General features: G+C 69.5%; 18 protein-coding genes. 8 read left to right on the top strand and 10 right to left on the bottom strand.

What is annotated here, in order from left to right:
• Positions 1 to 30 precede the first annotated feature (30 nt).
• Both MWM45_RS09080 and MWM45_RS09075 read left to right on the top strand, forming a co-directional pair.
• Positions 31 to 1,305, top strand: a complete 1,275-nt coding sequence (locus MWM45_RS09080; RefSeq protein WP_247826178.1) for a DUF998 domain-containing protein — start codon at positions 31 to 33, stop codon at positions 1,303 to 1,305.
• Between the two features lie 4 nt (positions 1,306 to 1,309).
• Positions 1,310 to 2,170: a helix-turn-helix transcriptional regulator gene (locus MWM45_RS09075; protein WP_247826177.1), complete on the top strand. Its 861-nt coding sequence runs from the start codon at positions 1,310 to 1,312 to the stop codon at positions 2,168 to 2,170.
• A 4-nt stretch (positions 2,171 to 2,174) separates the two neighbouring features.
• Here MWM45_RS09075 and MWM45_RS09070 read toward each other — a convergent pair whose 3' ends face one another.
• From MWM45_RS09070 to MWM45_RS09050, 5 genes are all read right to left on the bottom strand, one after another.
• Positions 2,175 to 3,140, bottom strand: coding sequence for a helix-turn-helix domain-containing protein (locus MWM45_RS09070; protein WP_247826176.1), 966 nt, complete (start codon positions 3,138 to 3,140; stop codon positions 2,175 to 2,177).
• A gap of 191 nt (positions 3,141 to 3,331) precedes the next feature.
• The gene (locus MWM45_RS09065) at positions 3,332 to 3,904 is read right to left on the bottom strand and encodes an MOSC domain-containing protein (RefSeq protein WP_247826175.1); all 573 of its coding nucleotides are present in this window, start codon (positions 3,902 to 3,904) and stop codon (positions 3,332 to 3,334) included.
• Between the two features lie 279 nt (positions 3,905 to 4,183).
• Positions 4,184 to 6,184 carry a heavy metal translocating P-type ATPase gene (locus MWM45_RS09060; RefSeq protein WP_247826174.1) on the bottom strand — a complete coding sequence of 667 codons (2,001 nt, stop codon included), beginning with the start codon at positions 6,182 to 6,184 and terminating at the stop codon, positions 4,184 to 4,186.
• 42 nt (positions 6,185 to 6,226) lie between these two features.
• Positions 6,227 to 6,868 (bottom strand): NADPH-dependent F420 reductase, encoded by a 642-nt coding sequence (locus MWM45_RS09055; protein WP_247826173.1) that lies wholly within the window; start codon positions 6,866 to 6,868, stop codon positions 6,227 to 6,229.
• A gap of 172 nt (positions 6,869 to 7,040) precedes the next feature.
• Positions 7,041 to 7,310: a BON domain-containing protein gene (locus MWM45_RS09050; RefSeq protein ID WP_247826172.1), complete on the bottom strand. Its 270-nt coding sequence runs from the start codon at positions 7,308 to 7,310 to the stop codon at positions 7,041 to 7,043.
• 180 nt (positions 7,311 to 7,490) lie between these two features.
• On the opposite strand from MWM45_RS09050, the gene MWM45_RS09045 reads away from it, so the two are divergent.
• Both MWM45_RS09045 and MWM45_RS09040 read left to right on the top strand, forming a co-directional pair.
• Positions 7,491 to 7,772: a hypothetical protein gene (locus MWM45_RS09045; protein ID WP_247826171.1), complete on the top strand. Its 282-nt coding sequence runs from the start codon at positions 7,491 to 7,493 to the stop codon at positions 7,770 to 7,772.
• 68 nt (positions 7,773 to 7,840) lie between these two features.
• Complete coding sequence (locus MWM45_RS09040; RefSeq protein ID WP_247826170.1) at positions 7,841 to 8,209, top strand: hypothetical protein; 369 nt, start codon at positions 7,841 to 7,843, stop codon at positions 8,207 to 8,209.
• 419 nt (positions 8,210 to 8,628) lie between these two features.
• On the opposite strand, the gene MWM45_RS09035 is transcribed toward MWM45_RS09040, so the two are convergent.
• A complete protein-coding gene (locus MWM45_RS09035; protein WP_247826169.1) occupies positions 8,629 to 9,078 on the bottom strand; it encodes a pyridoxamine 5'-phosphate oxidase family protein in 450 nt (149 codons plus the stop codon).
• A gap of 296 nt (positions 9,079 to 9,374) precedes the next feature.
• Between MWM45_RS09035 and MWM45_RS09030 the strand changes: the two genes are divergently transcribed.
• On the top strand, positions 9,375 to 10,298 hold the full coding sequence (locus MWM45_RS09030) for a universal stress protein (protein WP_247826168.1): 924 nt from the start codon (positions 9,375 to 9,377) through the stop codon (positions 10,296 to 10,298).
• Here the strand turns inward: MWM45_RS09030 and MWM45_RS09025 are convergent.
• Entirely contained in the window at positions 10,228 to 10,677 is a 450-nt protein-coding gene (locus MWM45_RS09025) for a pyridoxamine 5'-phosphate oxidase family protein (RefSeq protein WP_247826167.1), read from the bottom strand. The two genes, MWM45_RS09030 and MWM45_RS09025, sit on opposite strands and share 71 nt — an antisense overlap.
• 142 nt (positions 10,678 to 10,819) lie before the next feature.
• Between MWM45_RS09025 and MWM45_RS09020 the strand changes: the two genes are divergently transcribed.
• Positions 10,820 to 12,502, top strand: coding sequence for a GAF domain-containing sensor histidine kinase (locus tag MWM45_RS09020; protein ID WP_247826166.1), 1,683 nt, complete (start codon positions 10,820 to 10,822; stop codon positions 12,500 to 12,502).
• Here the strand turns inward: MWM45_RS09020 and MWM45_RS09015 are convergent.
• Positions 12,450 to 13,139, bottom strand: coding sequence for a response regulator (locus tag MWM45_RS09015; RefSeq protein ID WP_247826165.1), 690 nt, complete (start codon positions 13,137 to 13,139; stop codon positions 12,450 to 12,452). The genes MWM45_RS09020 and MWM45_RS09015 overlap by 53 nt on opposite strands.
• Positions 13,140 to 13,351: 212 nt before the next feature.
• Here MWM45_RS09015 and MWM45_RS09010 point away from each other — a divergent pair, with 212 nt between their 5' ends.
• Positions 13,352 to 13,840: a universal stress protein gene (locus MWM45_RS09010; RefSeq protein ID WP_247826164.1), complete on the top strand. Its 489-nt coding sequence runs from the start codon at positions 13,352 to 13,354 to the stop codon at positions 13,838 to 13,840.
• Positions 13,837 to 14,703, top strand: a complete 867-nt coding sequence (locus MWM45_RS09005; RefSeq protein ID WP_247826163.1) for a universal stress protein — start codon at positions 13,837 to 13,839, stop codon at positions 14,701 to 14,703. Before MWM45_RS09010 ends, MWM45_RS09005 begins: the two co-directional genes overlap by 4 nt.
• Position 14,704: 1 nt before the next feature.
• Here the strand turns inward: MWM45_RS09005 and MWM45_RS09000 are convergent, their stop codons facing one another.
• Together MWM45_RS09000 and MWM45_RS08995 are read right to left on the bottom strand one after the other, a co-directional pair.
• The gene (locus tag MWM45_RS09000) at positions 14,705 to 15,604 is read right to left on the bottom strand and encodes a hypothetical protein (protein WP_247826162.1); all 900 of its coding nucleotides are present in this window, start codon (positions 15,602 to 15,604) and stop codon (positions 14,705 to 14,707) included.
• A 52-nt stretch (positions 15,605 to 15,656) separates the two neighbouring features.
• On the bottom strand, positions 15,657 to 17,198 hold the full coding sequence (locus MWM45_RS08995; protein ID WP_247826161.1) for a DUF4389 domain-containing protein: 1,542 nt from the start codon (positions 17,196 to 17,198) through the stop codon (positions 15,657 to 15,659).

Here is a 17,198-nt window from a genome sequence, read left to right as displayed (position 1 = left end):
GGCGGCCCGCGCCAGGTCAGGAGCAGACCCATGAACGTCGGCAGCACACCCGGCACCACGGCCGCGCGGCGGACCCGGGACGGCGGAGCGGCGGCACCGGACCTGGATCCGGCACACGGCCGGTCGGCCGCCGGGCCGGTGTCACCCGTGAGGGTCGAGACCGAAGCCGCCATCGTCGCGGCGGTGGTCACGGCGGCGGGCTCTGCCGCGGCCGCGATCCTCTTCGACGGGAGTCCCGCCCCGCTCTGGGGCGGGACATCGATCGGTGCGGCCACGACCGCGGGCGCCTTCGGTGCCGGACTCGTCGTCGGGCTCGTGGGCTACTCGCGGTCGAGGAACCAGCCGGGCCACGACTACCGGCAGATGCAGGCCACCTGGCGGCGGCTCCTGGACGGACTGTCGGTGGCCCTCGTGTACGCCGTGATCGCCGCCACCGCCCCGATCGGCTACCTCCTGCTCCAGCGAGGCTTCGAGGGCCTGCGTCTCCACCCCTTCGCGGCAGCCATGATCGTGGGGTTCGGCTGCGGACTGGCCGCGTACTGGACCTACACCTCGGTGTTCTCGCTCACCCTCGGCAGGTTGTACGGCCTCTTCGTCGTTCTCGTGATGCTCAGCGTCGTGGCCGGCATGGCGACCGTCCAGGACCGGACGTGGTGGCAGCACAATTTCAGCAGGCTCGGCGACCCGAGCGAGAGATCGGGCGGACTGTTCAACGTGACGCTGGTCGTGGCGGGCATCTTCCTCACCACCTTCGCGTCGCATCTCCAGCGGGAACTGCGACGCCTGCACGGGCGGCACGTGCTGCACCATGCGTGGAGCGCGGATGTCACCTTCGCCAGCATCACGGCGAGCGGCATGCTCCTCGTGGGCGTGGGAATCTTCCCGTCGCACGGCAGGGGGCTGCTGCACATCTCGTGCGCCGTCGGCATGACGATCTCCTTCGCGTCACTGATGATCCTCAGCCCGGTGGTCCTCGCCGGGCTGCCGGCGTGCTTCCACATCGGTACCTACGGGTCGCTGGGCGCCCTGATCGTCTGCACGGCGTTGTGGAGCCCTGTCGGCTACCTCAATCTCACCGCGTTCGAGCTGTGCACCTCGGTCATCATCTTCTGCTGGATCGCGCTCCTCGTCCGCTTCCTCCACGCGCTGGCCTCGACCGCGCCGCCGCCCGCCGCAGCGGCCGTCGCGCAGGCCGGACGAGCAGGCGGCCCCGCCGTCGGCCATCGCGCCGCCCGACCGCCGGTGAGCGTGGAATTCACCGTCACGGGCCTCTCCGGCGATGCAGGGAACGGCGACAGGAGGTGACCTCATGTGGGAGGACCTGGCTCACGGGGGGACGGTCCGCCGGGTAGGGACCATGGTCGTGGCGACGACGGCGCACTCGGCGCCCAGGCTCACGGTGACCGGGCCCGAGCTCCAGGGCATGACCTACCTCGGTTTCCTCGTCCACGGACGTGCCGAGGTACGCGCGCCGGGCCTCGCCCCGGTGTCCGTCCACCGGGGCGAGGCCGTCATCCTCACCGAACCGCGCGACGTCGTCATGGAGAGCCCGGCACCCGCGCGCTGGGTCCATGTGCTCGTCACGACGACCAGGTTGCGCGAACGTGGTGTCCCGGTCCACGCCGGGCTGTGCGAGAAGCGCGGAGGGGCGCTCGCCGGCCCCGTCGCCGCCTTCGCCTCCGCGCTCGCGGAAGGGCCGGGGGACTCCGGTCCGATCAGTGACGTCGTCGCGGCCCGGGTCCTGGAAAATCTCGTGGTCGCGGTGTACGGCGAGGCGCACGAGGAAACGGACCCACGGCTGGACCAGCGCCGCCGGGTGCGGCGCGCGGCGATCGACCTGATCGATGAACGCTTCAGCGATGCCCTGCTGACGCCGGCGGCCATCGCGGCCGACGTCGGCGTCTCGCTCAGGCACCTGCAGCGCTGTTTCGAGGGAAGCGGGACGACCATCGCCTCGGAGATCAGCAACCGGCGGACCGAGAACGCCTCCATGCTGCTCGCCGCACCCGCCTCACGTGAGCTGACGGTCGCCGAGGTCGCGCGGCGGTCGGGTTTCTCGTCCGCTTTCGAACTGCGCTCACGGGTGCGCGCGAGATTCGGTGTCCCGCCGTCGGAACTGCGCCGGTCCGGGTCGTCGGTCGGCCGCCAGGTCCCCGTCGTCCCGCCGTGACCCCTCAGGCGGAGGCCTGCAGCACCTCCGCGACGCGCGGTTGGCTGCAGCGCGCGGTCGACACGCCGAAGTGCCCTTCGAAGGCGGCGCGCAACTGATCGGCCGAGGTGAAACCGGAGCGGAGGGCGATCCGCAGGTCCGAGCAGTCCGCGCCGGTGGGCGTGGTCAGAAGGAGCGCGGCGTATTCGCTGCGAGCGCGCCTGATCTCGAGGGCGAGCGTCGTGCCCGACCCCTCGAAACTGCGTTGGAGGTGCCGTAGCGACACATTCAGCTCACGGGCGATTCCTGCCGGTCGCAGTGACGGATCCGCGAACCGCCGCTCGACGATGCGGACCGCGCGTTCGCGGAGGAGCGTTCTGAGCGCCGCGCCGTCGGTCCTCGGCGGGTCGGACTCGAGAAGAGCGCCCGCGAGGAGGTCCACGATGCTGCGTTCGGTGGCCCTGGACGTCCTCGTATCCCCGGGGGCGGGAACCGACCGCAGCAGCGCGTACGCGAACTCGCCGAGCGGCAGGGAGAGGGACCTGCCCGGGCAGGCGCGTGCAGGACCGCCGCGCAGCCGGAGCCCACGGCCTGTAAGGACGTGCGCCGGCAGGCGGAGGAGGAGGATCATCGCGGCCTCTCCGCCGTCGCGCCCGAGGCGCAGGTCTCCCTGCACGACGGCGAGCGCCCCCTGCGTCAGGGCGAGCAGGGGCCCCGCAGGCCCACCCAGGGTGATCGGCCCGTTGAGCGGGATGACGGCCTGGAGTCGCCGGCCCGTGGGTTCCCGCGCCTGCAGGGCGGGGACATCCGATCCGGGGAGGCAGAGGATCGTCAGCTCGCCGATCGTGCGCGACCGGTCCGTGATGAAGGGGCCAGGTGGCGGGTGCGGTTCGCCGGCGCGGCCCCGCCCGGAATCCTTCGGGACCGCGCGTTCCCCCGTGCAGTCCTCCTGCGCGGTGGGCCGGGAAGGTGCTGTGGCGGGTGCGGGCACTGGTCGGCTCCTTCCCCGGGCGTTCCCCGTGCCCTTCTCACCGCGACGGCCGGGGATGGCAGCGCCCGGTCCTGTCCCGGCGGTTCCTCCCCAGCGTGCGACGGCCGAGCGCTCCCGGGATCACCTCCCGAGGGTGAACGGCACCGGTCCCTGCTTCTCCGGGTGCCCGCGCAGCAGCGCCGGAACACGCCTCAGGGCAGCCGGGAGGGCCTGAGCACCGATGCCACCGGCGCCCGTGCCGGGTCCAGCGGCACGGGGCTGACCAGGACGGCCGGCCCCCGATGGAGGGTTCCGCTGCTCAATGGCCGGCACCGCAGACCACCCCGGCCGCGCATGGCCGGATGGGCGCCCGGCGCCAGGACCCGGTCCATCCAGGCACAGGGGTGGGCGTGCCGGCCGCCGTGCAGGGTGACACCCCCGCCGGCGCCCTCGAGGACGAAGTCATGGCCGATGAGCGGCGTGAGTTCGGCGCCCCGGAGGACCACGTTGCGGCGCGGAAGCAGCGGATCGAAGGGGGCCGCTCCCAGTTCCGCCGCGATGGCCTCGAGCGACTCGATGGCGAAGAGCGTCACGGCGGCGTCCATGTGGGCGGCCTTGCCGAAGAACCGGTCACCCACGATGCCCTTGCCCGCCACGACCTCCGCGCGGTCCGCGTCGACGGTGGCCACTTCGGCTGCTCCGTCCCGGGCACGTCCGAAGTAGGCGTGCCCGGGCGAGACGAGCAGGTGCAGGATCTCGACCTCGTACCGGAACTCTTGCGTCATGGTCCCCACGCTAGCCGGTCACGCCCGTGGCGTTGCCCTCCCGCTCAGGCACCCGCCGCCTGCGGCTCGCGCTCCCCGTGGACCGCCCAGTAGCCCAGTGGGCGGGCCTTGTAGATGGCGGGGTGTGGGAGGCGATGGTCCGCGCGGTCCGTCACTGCCGGTCGAGCGCCCGGCCGGACGACGGCGTCGGGGAACCTGACCGTTGTCCTTCAGGGAATCGACGGGTCTTTCACCCTGAGAACGAGGTGATGTCGAGGAAACCGGGAAGGGGTGATGTCCCTACGTGCGGGGGGCCCCGGACCGGGGGGCACGTGCCGCACGCAGCGCGTAGAGGATCGTCAGCAGATCGATGCCCTCCTGGCCGAATGCGCCGGCCAGCGGGGGCACGAGTCCGAGGGCGGCGGCCATCATCAGCACGAGGCTCAGGGCGATGCCGATCCCGATGCTCTGCAGTGCGATGCGCAGGGTCCTCCTGCCGATGAGCACGGCCTCGGTGACCTTCGCGAGGTCGTCGACGGTGATGATCACCTCCGCCGATTCGCTGGCCGCCGTCGATCCCCTCGCCCCCATGGCGATGCCGACGTCGGCGGCAGCGAGCACCGGGGCATCGTTGACGCCGTCACCCACCATGATGACGGGACGCTCGGGGAGGGTCCGGACGATCTCCACCTTGTCCCCGGGCAGGCAATCGGCGTGGATCGTGGTCACGCCCGCCTCCCGCGCAATGTGGCGCGCGGTGGCTTCGACGTCCCCGGTGAGCATGAGCACCTCGCGCACGCCGAGGGCGACGAGCGAGCTGACGGTGGAGGGCGCCGCGCTGCGCAGGGTGTCCCGCAGCAGGATGACCCCGGCGAAGCGCTCGCCGACCCCCACGTAGACGGCGGTCTCCCCCGGTGACAGGGAAGGGTCCGGGACGCGCCCGACGAGGCCTTCCACGAAACGGCGTTTGCCGACGGCGATCATGGTCCCCGCGACCTCCGCGCGGACGCCGTCGGTCGCGAACTCCTGTGCCCTGTTCGCCGGACGGAGCGCCAGTCCGCGGCGCGCGGCCTCGGCCGTGATGGCCGCGGCGAGGACGTGGGTGGAATACTGCTCCGCGGAGGCCGCCAAGGCGAGGACCTCGTCCTCGGTAAGGGGCCCCGCCGTCGGGGCGAGGACGATCCCGCCCACCAGCGGTGTGCCGGAGGTCAGGGTGCCGGTCTTGTCGAAGGCCACGCTCCGGGCCCGCGCGAGCTGCTCCAACGCCTGGGTGCTCCTGATGATGATGCCGGCGCGGGCCGCCCTACTGATTCCCCCGAGGAACGCCACCGGAGCAGCGATCAGCAGGGGGCAGGGCGTGGCAGCGACCAGGACTGCGGCAGCCCGCGTCGGATCGGAGCTCAGGAACCACGACAGCGCGGCGAGGGCCAACGCGAAGGCGGTGAAGGGAACGGCGAACCGGTCGGCGAGCCTGACCGTCGGTGACCGGCTGGCCGACGCCTCGGCGACGAGCGCGACGATCTGGCTGTACTGCGACTGCGCCGGAGTCGCCGTCGCCCGCAGAATCAGGGCGTCCGCGCCGTTCAGGGATCCGCTGAGGATGTGTGCACCACGCCGGTTGTCGACGGGCAGGCTCTCACCCGTGAGCATGGACTCGTCGAGTGTCGCGGAGTCCGTTGTCAGGGTCCCGTCCGCGGGGACGACCTCCGAGGGTCTCACCAGCAGGAGGTCGCCCACCTGGAGGTCGTCGATCGGTACGTCCTCGATCGGCCCACTCTCGCCCGCGACCGACTCCCGTCCGTCCTCCGTGATCCGGTGAGCCGAGCGAGGTGCCCGCTCGAGCAGTGCCCGGAGTTGGGTCTGGGCGCGTGCGGACGCGAAGTCGTCCAGGGCCTGCCCGCTGGCGATCATCAGCACGACGACGATGCTCGCGTAGTACTCGCCGGTGACGGCCGTGGCGATGATGGCCATCAGCGCCAGGAGGTCCACGCCCCAGTGGCCCTTCCGGATGTCCCGGAGCATGCCGAAGGCCTGCACGGCTGCGACGGCCAGGGAGTAGGACGTCGCAGTGATCTGCGCGGCGGCACCGGCCCCCGCCGCATCGAGGAGGATCGTCACCACGATCACGACGCACGTCAGGACGACCAGCCAGGGGAGTCGCGGCAGCGAGGTCCGGCCCTGTACCCCGGGAGCCCCCGACGGCGTGTCCCGTTGTCCTCCGGGGAGAGGTGGCCGGGCGAGAGTCTCCGCCCGGTCGGGACCCGGTGGGCCGCCTGACCGGGCGGGGGTGTCAGCGGGCACTGCGGCTGTCGCGCCCGGAGGGCTGTGTGCCTGCGAGGGCGGTCACGGAAGGATCTTCAGCGCGGTGTCCCAGTTGAAGTGCGGGTGGGCATCGCCGACCTGCAGCCCCATGATCAGGAGCATCATCGCCTCGAGTTCCCGTGAACGGCGCAACGGCCCCACGTCGACGGGGCGCAGACCCGAACCCGCCACGAGTCTGCTGACCACGGCCTTGGCATCCTCGGAGTCGCCCGCCAGGAAGACATCGAGCGGTTCGCCGGCCACCTTGCCCTCCTGGAGTGTGCCGGCGAACACGGTGTTGAAGGCCTTCACCACATCGGCCCGGTCTCCCAGGAGTTCCGCGGTCTGCTCCGCCGAGGACGTGCCGGCCGGCGTGAGCAGCCGATCGAAGCCGGCGACGTCGACCGGGTTGCTGATATCCACTACGATCTTCCCATCGAGGCCCGCCCCGTACTCGAGGACGAGCTCCCTGATGTCGGCGTAGGGGATGGCGAGGACAACGACGTGGCCGTCGATGGGTTCGCCCGGGTAGCCGCCCTGGGCGCCGGGTCCGAGCTCTTCCACCAGGGCGCGCGTCTGCTCCCCGTTCCTCCCGAGGATCCTGACCTGGCATCGGGCATGCAGCATGCGGAGGGCGATACCCCGGGCCATTTTGCCGCTTCCGACGATCGTCACTGTGCTCATGTCTTTCTGCCTTTCCGACAGGCCACCCGGGAGCGCCTTTCCGACAGGCCACCCGGTTGCGCGGCGAGGATCCTGCGCTGCAGCATGAGCGTCAGCCTAGGACGCGTTACGGAAGGCGTGCAGGGGCCTTAGGTCCTGATCGGCTGACAGGTCAGGGCATCGCCCGAGGTGCTCACGCAGGGCTCGAGGCGACGGTCAGGTTGTTGTAGACGGCGCGGACGGTCGGGTCACACCAGCAGGCGAAACCGGCGCGCGACCTGTCCTCGCGCCGTAGCACCACCCCGGAGAGCATCACGATGCCCTCGGTCACGGTGATGTCGAGGCTCGCGCAGTCGGCTGCGCGGCGCACCGCCTGGCGCAGAAGGTCCTCGAGTGACGCGTGATCATCTGCTGCGCGCCTTCTGCCACCCCCGAGGGCATGGTTGTCGAGTGACATCGTCATGCGTCCACTGTGCGCCAGGCATGGTGATGTCTGCAGGGTCGAAGGTCCTCTCTCCTGCCTACGTAACCCACGGTGCGGGCGGTGGACGACGTCGGATGGGACTTAAGGCCCTAGTCGTCGGTTGAGGTCTCGCGTGTGATGTTCGTGCAAGGCGAGACACCGATCCGAGAGGTTCGCACAGTGACCAACATCAGTTCAATCTGGACCAGGATCGATCCGGGCGTTCAGCAATGGGTTCTTGAGAATCCGGGGTGCGTAGTCCTTCCGCGCACCCTGGTCAACCGGGTGGAAGCAACCATCGGGGAGAGCCTGCATGCGGACGCCCACGGGGAGTACTGGTTCTCAGGGGAAGAGCTCGTGTTCCTGAAGGCACGCCGTCGTGCGCAGGAACTGGGCAGGTTCACCACCGATGGGCGCGAACGCCTGCGGTGGGACGACCACGCAGAAATGCTGGACCGGTGAGAAGGCGTCCGATCACGTCCGCCGGCGTGACCCAGGGATCGGCGAGGACCGCCTACCGCCGGGGAGCGATGGCTTCCGGGACATCCGCGCTCGGTGCGGAATCGGACGAGACGATGCGGCGGCGCGCCATGGCGATGCACCCGTCGGCCTCCAACCGGAAGCTGAAGATCCTCGTCAGCGCCGACGCCGAGGCCCACATCGTGCAGATCCTCGTCCACGGCTGCGTGTCGGCGGTCAATCTGCACGCGCTCGACCTCGTGGTGAGACGGGCAGCCACCCTGTCACCGGGAACGAACGTCGTCCTCGACCTGAGCGAAGCCCAGGCGTGGGACTCGGTGCGGGCCGACCTGCACCCCGAGTCCATCACCGCGCGTCTGACTGCGCAGGGCACGGCACCGGCGCCCTTCCCCCTGGGGGTCATTCCTCCTGCACCGTGAGGTGCAGGGCAGTGAACAGGTGCACCCCGGGGCTCAACGGCGAGCGCGGGGTGCACCGAGGCGGGGCCGGTTGCACGTGTCCCGTCAGGTGCACCAGAACCAGCCCGGCGGGCGCCAGCCGGCCGGTACCTCGTGATCACGGCTGCGCCCGCAGCGGGCGCAGCAGTATCTCGCCCGGGCATGTCGGGTCCGGCCGTTGGGCAGGACCACCTGTTCGGAGTAGGTGGAATAGACGAGGGCGTCGTCCGAGCCGCAGGTCAGGCAGACCGGGGCCAGTCCACGAGGACGTTCGCCATGCAGCGCCCGTTCACGGACTGCCCTCGTGTCCAGGGTGTGTCCTTCCGCGTCCGCCGTCGTCGAGGTATGGGCCGCAGCTGGCCCCTTGGTTCCGAGCCGGATCGTCGACATGGCAATCAGGGCTAGCGTGCGGTCGAGAGGCGACGACCACGCAGCCGGATCGGCGCCATCTCGTAGAAGAGGTCGCGCAGACCGGGCGCCCACGGCTCCTCCGACACTTTCCCCCACAGGGTGGTCAGGAGGGCCGGGTCCTCCACGCGGGTGGCTGGTCCGTTGGCCAGGACGGTCCACCCGCTCTGGGTGTTCCGGTCGGTGAGGTCGACCTGGAATCCTGCGTGCTCGAGATAGCTGCTGGCAATGGTGCCGTCGGCCCTGGTCCGGAAATACAGGTGCTCATCGAGCACGAAGTAGTTGACGGGGAAGATGTTCAGGAACCCCTCGTGGAAGAAGCCGAGACGCCCGAGCGACTGCGTCGTAGCCAGCGCCCAGCACTGCGACGGGGTGAGGGCTTCCGACGCATGAAGGGCGCCGGGCATGTCCCAGTAGCTGTCCTGGCGTGGCGTTGTTGACACGGTGTCGTCCTTCGTCCGTAGTGATGGTTCGATCGCGGCGTCGTACCCGGTGATTCCGGGACGGAAGGGTGCCTTTTATCGACGCTACAAATACTTCGGCCTCCGTATCAGGGCCCAAAGGCCCTGATCAGCATTCCCCGGATCTGTGATCGTGGGAGGGTGCCCCTCCCCGCGACGCCTGAGACTCACGGACGCCCTCCGGGTCGGTCCGACGGCCGTCGCCGCCGCCGGGAAGGATGCGCGTGGGGGCGAGCCGTCATCGTTCCTGATCAGAACAAGCATGTGAGGAATGCACCATGACGACGGTCCTTCCAGAGGCGACAGCAACGAAACCACCGGTCCAGCGCTCCGAACCGATGCTCGTCGCGATGCGCGATTCCGCGGCGGACCGACCTGCGGTGGAATGGGCGGCCGCACGTGCTGCGGCCCTCGACGCCCCGCTGACGGTCCTGCACGCCATCACCGACCCGTCCCTGATGCCACCGGGCCGCCTCTACGGCGACGAGGTGATCGCCGGGCGAGTGATGGTCAGCCGCGAAGCGTCGCGCGTCGCCCACAGGTACCCGGGTCTGCGGGTCAGTACGTATCTCCACTGCGGCGACGTCGTCGAGGCGCTCCTGGGCCTCTCGGCCGCCGCACCCATGATCGTCGTGGGCGCGGACCGGAGGGATCCCACCAGCGGGGAGTACAAGGGCTCCGTGGCCCTGCAGGTGGCGCTGAACTCCGCGACGCCCGTCGCCGTCGTGCCGCCGGCCTATGGCTATCGGACGGACTCCGGCCAGGCCGGAGGGGGAGTGGTGGTGGGTGTGGACGGCTCGGAGGTGTCCCGGGCCGCTCTCATGAGAGCGGCCGAGGAGGCCCACTCGGCAGGAATGGGCCTGACGGTGGTGACCGCACTGGGTTCGTCACCGCAACGTATGGCGGTCGGTGCGGCGCCGATGCTCCTGGCCGTGCGCACACGCTACCCGGACCTCCTCGTGAGCTGGGTCGTCGATGACCTGCACACGCCCGTCGAGGCGCTCGCGCTCTATGGCACCGGCTCGGATCTGCTGGTGATCGGCCGCCACGGGAGCGGTGCGCGATCAGCGATGTCCCTCGGCTCGGTCACGCATACGCTGCTCCTGGAGCCACCCTGCCCCACCCTGGTCCTCACTCATCGCGAGCCCGAGCCTCCTGACGGTTCGCCGACGCGTACAGCGGAGCGAATGAACGTCCGGTGATCGTCTCGGGAACCAGTCGCATGAAGCGGTCCTTACGGCCCATCTCCCACGGATGCAGCGGCAGGTGGACGGTGTCCAGGAGTTCACTCGTCTGGTTGATGGTCGTAGCCTGCCCGTGAACGATCACGCTCCACACCCGCGCTCCGCCGTCGACGAAGCCGTCCGTCTCGAATGCGACCGGCGCTTTCTCGGAGAATCGGGACTTCGTCCCCTCCGAGGTCCGGAAGACGATCGTGCCGTGATCCACGACGAAATTGACCGGAAAGATGCCGGGAATCCCCTGAACGCACAGAGCGAGGCGCCCGAAGGGAGCATCCCGGAGCAATTTCCAGCATTCATGCGCTGGAAGGATTTCCGTAGGTGTATTCTCGGCTTCCATAGATCGACACTACGAAGTGACCTACGGGCCGGATAGGGCACTCTGACCCTTTTGCCGGACAGCAGGTCAGGTCTCGTCATGGATGACGGATCGTGATTCTCCTGGGGGCGGGACATCACGTCGACAGTACGGAGTGCGGCACGTGGTCACCTATTCTGAAGAACTGCCCAACGGAGCGCCCTCGCGGACGACGGCGCTCGCCGGGATGGAAGACCTCCTCGCCGCCTTCGCAGCCATAGCGGACGACCTCGGGCTCGACACGGTTCTGGAACGCGTCATCTCGGCGGCCTGCCGACTGGTGGATGCCCGCTACGGGGCCCTCGGAGTCATCGGCCCGGACCGTACACTCGGTCACTTCACGACGGTGGGCCTGGAGGACGACGAGATCCGGCGGATCGGCCAGTTCCCGACGGGACACGGGATCCTCGGCCTGCTGATCTCCGTGCCGCATTCGCTCCGCCTCTCCGATCTGCGCGAACATCCCCTCGCCTATGGCTACCCGGCGGACCACCCGCCGATGAAGTCCTTCCTCGGTGTCCCGATCCGCATCCACGACCGCGTCTTCGGGAACCTGTACCTGACCGACAAGAACGGAGGTGAGGACTTCTCCGTCGACGACGAACAGCTCGTCGTGGCCCTGGCCTCCGCCGCGGGGGTCGCGATCGAGAACTCGCGGCTCTTCGATGAAGCGAATCGGCGGACCCGGTGGCTCGAGGGCGGGTTGAATGCCGTGAGGGAACTGCTCGGCCAGCACGACGAAGCACGGCACGACCTGGACATCCTCGCCACCCACGCGCTGAACGCGTCGCAGAGTATCCTCGCGGCCGTCCTCAGGGATTTCGGTAGCCACCGGGGGGTGGGCTGCGAGGCAGTGGACGGTGTCGAGGTCGAGGCCCTTCTCGGCCAGTCGAACCTGGATCCGACGCTGCTCGACAGGCTTCCGACCACGCTGTCACCCATCGTCCTGGATGCTGACGAATTCGCGCAGGTGCTGCCCGGCGCTCCGGAAGGCATGATCGGGACGGCCCTGTGCAGCAAGCTCCCGGGCGACGGCGACCGCCGCTTCCTCGTCGTCGGCCGACCATCGGGTGGGTCGCCGTTCTCCGACGTCGACCACGAGATGATGACCACCTTCGTATCCCATGTGTCCCTGGCCCTCGAACTGCTGCGCGTCCACCGCCAGCGGGAACAGGAGGCCGTCTTCGGCGACCGTGACCGTATTGCACGGGACCTGCACGACCTGGTCATCCAGCGGCTCTTCGCGGCCGGACTGAGCATCCAGAGCCTGCGCAAGTACACGCCCGACGGAGAGGCTCTGACCCGCATCTCCGCGGTGACGACGGAACTGGACGAGACCATCCGGGAACTGCGTGACACCATCTACTCGCTGCGCACGGTTCCGCAGGTCACTCCGACGTTCACCTCGACGATCTTCTCCCTCGTCGCGGATGCCTTCGACGGCCATGATCTTGCTCCGGTCCTCCAGCTGTCCGGCCCGCTCGACGCGGCGCTGGACGATGAGCGCGCCGACCATGTCAGGGCCGTATTGCTCGAAGGGCTGTCGAACGCGCTGCGCCATGCCGACGCGCAGACCATCACGGTGACGCTGCGAGCGATCAACGACCACCTCGAGCTGAAGATCACCGACGACGGCCGCGGGTTCGAGAATCCCACCCGCACCAGCGGCATCGCCAACATGAAGCGCCGTGCCGAACTCTGCGACGGCACGATCTCCATCCTCAGTGAACCCGGGGAGGGAACGGAGATCCGCCTCAGGATCCCTCTGAATGCGACGGAGACGGTGGACCCGACGGGCGGGAGATGAACACCGCTGCCTGGGTGCGGCGCTGGAATCCCAACTTCGACAGCAGGGACGACACGTAGTTCTTCACGGTCTTCTCCGCGAGGAACAGCTCCGCGCCGATCTCCCGATTGGTCAGCCCGGCCCCGATGAGTGCCAGGACCTTCTTCTCCTGACTGGTCAGGCCTTCCAGCCGCGGGTCCTCGACCGGGGCGTCCTGGAGCCCGGAGGTGATCCGTTCCGTCACGCCGGCCGCGAACAACGACTGACCGGACGCCGCCCGGCGGACCTTCTCGACGAGGTCGGATCCGAGGATCTCCTTCAGGATGTACCCGGAGGCACCCGCGAGCACCGCACCGCGCAACGCCTGGTCGTCGTCATAGCTCGTCAGGATCACGCACGCCAGGGAGGGGTCGACCGAGCGCACGTCGCGGCACACTTCGATGCCCGTGCCGTCGGGCAGCCTCGCGTCGAGGATCGAGATGTCCGGCGACAGGGCAGGGATCCTCCGGGCCGCCTCCTCGGCCGATCCGGATTCTCCGATGATGGAGAAACCCTCGCTCTCCAACAGTTCGCGCAACCCACGCCGGACCAGCTCATGGTCGTCGAGGATGAACACCGTGGCATCCTCGGGATGCACTCCGGTCACGGGGTAGTCCATCTCCAACCTCCGACGTCGTCGACGCGCCCGGCGCTACCGGGCCGGGGTGCCTCGTGTTCAAGCACCATCATCATCCGGTACCGTGCGCGTCGTCAGGGCACAACGGCCCAACATCGGGCGGGCCTTTCGACCCTACCCAGCACATGAGGGGCTGGAGACGATGACGGGGCGCACGTTCACCTGTCGCGAAGGAGCAGACCCCCATCATGGACATGACCACCCCACCCCGCAAGCCCCGCGTCCTCGTGGTCGGCGTCGACGGGTCGGAGCAGTCGATCGCCGCTCTGGAACTCGCGGGCAGCCTCGTCCCCCTCGCCGGTGATGTCATCAGGGCCGTGACGGTGTGGCAGTACCCCATAGGTTTCGGCACCTTCGCCCCCATCACCTGGAACCCCGACGAACTCGCCGAGACGGCACTCGACGACGCGCTGTCGGCGGCGTTCGGGGAGGAGCCACCGTGCGTGGTGGAGCGCCGGGTGCTGCAGGGGCCGACGGCCCAGGTGCTCATCGAGGAGAGCCGGACGGCGTCGATGGTCGTCGTCGGCTCGCGCGGTCACGGTGGGTTCGTGGGACTCCTCCTCGGGTCTGTGAGTTCCGCCGTCGCCGAGCGTTCCGCCTGCCCGGTGATCATCGCGCACGGCCCGCTCGGGTCACCCGACGGCGATCCCGCCGCCGCCCAGCCCGCCGGCGTCTCGGCATGACGTCCGGCAGGGGCGGCACCGCGGGGATGCGCGAAGGCAAGCCGGTGATGGTCGGCTATGACGGTTCCGACGAATCGAAGAGAGCCGTCCTGTGGGCCTCCCGCTATGCCGGGGCGGCCGAGGTGCCGCTCGTCGTCGCGCACGCCTTCATCTGGCCGTACTTCACGGATCGGCTGGGACCGGTGGCGGGCGTCGAGGACAGCGGGCTGCGCGGGGATGCACACCGGATCCTGGCGGAAGGACTCGATCTGGCGCGCCGCTCCGAGCCGGATCTCGAGGTGCATGACCGGATGGTGACAGGTGCACCCACCGGCGTCCTGACGACGCTCTCGAACGAGGCCTCCCTCCTCGTCACCGGGACGCGGGGCCTCGGCGGCTTCTCCGGGTTGCTGATCGGATCGGTGAGCCTCCACCTCGTCTCCACCGCGTCCTGTCCCGTCATGGTGGTCCGTGATGCCCGTCCGACGCACGACACCGTCCTGGTCGCGGTCGACGGTTCTCCCGAAAGCGACCGGGCGGTGATGGTCGCGACCGAGCTGGCCCGCATCCTGCACAAGTCGCTTCGGCTCCTGCACGTGGGCGCCCCTCACCGGGACGGGATTGCCGAAGCGTCGTCGCGGGAGGTGGAGCAGGATCCGATCCTGGAGCAGGCCTCCGCGCTGCTCGGCGAGCGCGCGGGCCTGACCGCAACCCGGGACCTCGTCCTCGCTGCGTCAGTGCCTGGTCGCATCGTGGAGGAGACCGAGAGGGCCGCGTGTGTGGTCCTCGGGGCCAAGGGCGGCAACACACTGGGTATCCGGCTCGGATCCACGGTCCATGCGGTACTGCACCATGCCGGCGGCAACGTCGTCGTCGTGCGATAGATCAGGCCCGGGAATGGATCCTGGTGCCCGCGGCCAGGGGCACGGTCACTTCAGGGTCGCGCCGGAACGGTACCTCGAGTGCAGCCCGCAGGAACCAGCGAACCCGTAGGACGGGTGAGGTGACCGTCGGAGCGGGAACGGTGCCGGCCGTGAGGGTGAAGGGGACCATCGATCCCCTGGCCGCATGGGCCGGGAGACGGACCTGGTCGATCACCGTCTCCTCGATGAGGAAATTCCCGGGGTGACGGTCCTCCTGGGGACGCTGGCCGGCCCAGAACATCACTTCCTCCTGCATGACGATGCTGATGTCCAGGGCGCGTGCTTTGGTTTCGCCGACCGTGACGACACCGGACAGCTCCACCCCTGGATGCACGGAGCGCGTGGACAGCTCCACCACGTGCAGGTCCGCTCCGGGGTGGCGTCCGTCCGTCGGGTGGGTGTCGGGTTCGCCGTCGGCCGTGGATCCGTCGGACTGCACGACCAGCGGCTGGGAGCGGACGACGTCCGGATTGCCGTCGGAGGACACCCGGACGCGCACGGCCCAGCCGGACAGCGCAAGCTTTCCGTGAAGAGTGGGGATCGCGTCGGCGGGCACCATCAGCTGGCTCACCTCGAAACACGACTCGCCCTCACGCAGGGTGGTGCCGGTGCGGACCAGCGTGCTCCCGATGTCCTTCGAGCTGCGCTCTGCGGCATGGTAGGTCCCACCGAACTGATTGCCCCGCATCTGCGTGAGCTCCAGCGAGTGCACGAGGGTGAACTGGACCGAGGTCACCCGCACGCGGCGGGTCGCGCGGATCTCCACACTCACAGGAGTACTGCGGCCCAGCACTGCGGTGCCCTCCGTGCCACGCTGCAGGAGGGCGAGATCCAGGATCTCGTGGGGGTGGGTGGGTGTCATGGTCGATGGGCCTTTCCGTCGTGATTCGTCGGGTGGGAGATGTCGAGGACGATCAGGAGCCGGGCGGACGGGGTGGAGGCGCCTTCATCCCCACGGCTTCCCACCCACCGGTTTCGCGTGGCCGGGCCTCCGTCTCCTCCGCCCCCTGGTCCAGGCGGAACGGTGGATATTCGTCACGCAGCAGGAACACGTAGGCTGCCACGCGGTACGTCCAGCGGTGGATCCCCATCACCAGGCCGAAGAGCGGCGCGGGGTAGCGCGCCGTGAACAGGAGGGCGACCCCGGCAATGATCACCAGCAGGCCCAGCAGAGACGGTGCGGTGGTCCTGATCAGGTCGCCGGACCCGGGGGCGACGACGACGGTCGTGGTCGCGGCACCCGTCAGGGCGGCGACGATCAGGAGGTGCGGGAGGGCCAGCAGCCACCACTTCACGAGGACGAGGCCGCGGTGGAGCCGGGACGGGTAGGGGACCTCGAAATCGGCGGGATAGTCCGGGACGCGGGCGAGGGTGAAGGGCGGATACAGGTCCGTCCCGAGCGCGGAGGCGTAGAACTGCACCCGCCACGTCCAGCGGAAGACGCCCACGGTGAAGGCGAACAGGCCGGCCGGGTAGCGCCCGGTGAACAGGATGACGACGCCGGCGGCCACCGTGCTCACGAAGCACGCGGTCCAGAGCAGCCACAGCACCACGAGGTGCGGGATGACGAGGAACCACTTCACCAGCCACAGCCACCGCGAGAGTCTGGGTTGCAGATAGCCCGTGAGCCGCGCCGGGTAGGGCAGGAAGTCACGTATCGGATCGCCCGACGCGGTGTGGTGGGCGTCCTCCGTCAGCCCTCCACGCCGGTTCCCGCCGGCTGCCGGGGACGGGACGAGCCCTTTGCCGAGCGCGTTCGCCCCGATCAGCAGGAGGGGGACGCCGACCAGCACCAGGAGGCCCGCCACCAGGAGCAGCGTCATGCCGACGGGCCCGAAGAGGCCCGACCGGACACCCGCCTGGAGGTCCACGGCGCCGGTCTGGCTGCCGTCGGCGTTCATCACCACGACCGCCCAGCTCCCGGAGCGCACGTCCACGGAGATCACCTGCGTCCCGGTGCCGGAGGCCGATGCCGTCCAGAACGTCTGTTCGGCGGGCGAGGCCGGAACGGAGGAACCCGGGATGTCACGGTATGCGGCGCGGAAGGGGTCGGTCCGTACCTCGATCAATTCTGTGTGCTGCACGGACGACAGGTATGCGTCGACGTCGGCCTGTCTGGCCACGCCGACGAAGACCGCCTTCGTGCTCGGTACGCCTGTGGCCTTCAGTTGGACCGTTGCGATACCCGCGGGGAGGGCGCCCTCCCCGGTGTCCAGCCGGATGTCCTGCGGCTGGGTGGTGAGTGCGTAGGAGTCGTACTCGAACCGTTCCGTGGAGGTGTTCAGGAATTGTCCATCCCGCTGGAACCCGGCGAGAGCGCTGATGAGCAGACCGCCGAACGCCAGGCCCCCTGCTACCGAGACGAGCAGGGCGCCGACCAGGACCATGACCAGCGGACCTGCCCGCATGGGCGTCCGAGCGGGAGGGGGAGTGGTACTCGACGAACTCGAACTCAT

The sequence above is a fragment of the Arthrobacter antioxidans genome (genome assembly GCF_023100725.1).
GTDB classification, from domain to species: Bacteria; Actinomycetota; Actinomycetes; order Actinomycetales; family Micrococcaceae; genus Arthrobacter_D; species Arthrobacter_D antioxidans.
Note: the sequence above shows the minus strand (reverse complement) of the source record. Positions and strands in the feature narration are given on the sequence as shown.

What these genes read in the sequence shown, in the direction of transcription:
- MWM45_RS09075 (WP_247826177.1), top strand. Translation starts at nt 1,310, where the DNA reads ATGTGGGAGGACCTGGCTCACGGGGGGACGGTCCGCCGGGTAGGGACC.
- MWM45_RS09000 (WP_247826162.1), bottom strand. Translation starts at nt 15,604, where the DNA reads ATGACACCCACCCACCCCCACGAGATCCTGGATCTCGCCCTCCTGCAG.
- MWM45_RS09025 (WP_247826167.1), bottom strand. Translation starts at nt 10,677, where the DNA reads ATGGAAGCCGAGAATACACCTACGGAAATCCTTCCAGCGCATGAATGC.
- MWM45_RS09015 (WP_247826165.1), bottom strand. Translation starts at nt 13,139, where the DNA reads ATGGACTACCCCGTGACCGGAGTGCATCCCGAGGATGCCACGGTGTTC.
- MWM45_RS09040 (WP_247826170.1), top strand. Translation starts at nt 7,841, where the DNA reads ATGGCTTCCGGGACATCCGCGCTCGGTGCGGAATCGGACGAGACGATG.
- MWM45_RS09050 (WP_247826172.1), bottom strand. Translation starts at nt 7,310, where the DNA reads ATGACGATGTCACTCGACAACCATGCCCTCGGGGGTGGCAGAAGGCGC.
- MWM45_RS09055 (WP_247826173.1), bottom strand. Translation starts at nt 6,868, where the DNA reads ATGAGCACAGTGACGATCGTCGGAAGCGGCAAAATGGCCCGGGGTATC.
- MWM45_RS09005 (WP_247826163.1), top strand. Translation starts at nt 13,837, where the DNA reads ATGACGTCCGGCAGGGGCGGCACCGCGGGGATGCGCGAAGGCAAGCCG.
- MWM45_RS09080 (WP_247826178.1), top strand. Translation starts at nt 31, where the DNA reads ATGAACGTCGGCAGCACACCCGGCACCACGGCCGCGCGGCGGACCCGG.
- MWM45_RS09030 (WP_247826168.1), top strand. Translation starts at nt 9,375, where the DNA reads ATGACGACGGTCCTTCCAGAGGCGACAGCAACGAAACCACCGGTCCAG.
- MWM45_RS09065 (WP_247826175.1), bottom strand. Translation starts at nt 3,904, where the DNA reads ATGACGCAAGAGTTCCGGTACGAGGTCGAGATCCTGCACCTGCTCGTC.
- MWM45_RS08995 (WP_247826161.1), bottom strand. Translation starts at nt 17,198, where the DNA reads ATGAGTTCGAGTTCGTCGAGTACCACTCCCCCTCCCGCTCGGACGCCC.
- MWM45_RS09010 (WP_247826164.1), top strand. Translation starts at nt 13,352, where the DNA reads ATGACCACCCCACCCCGCAAGCCCCGCGTCCTCGTGGTCGGCGTCGAC.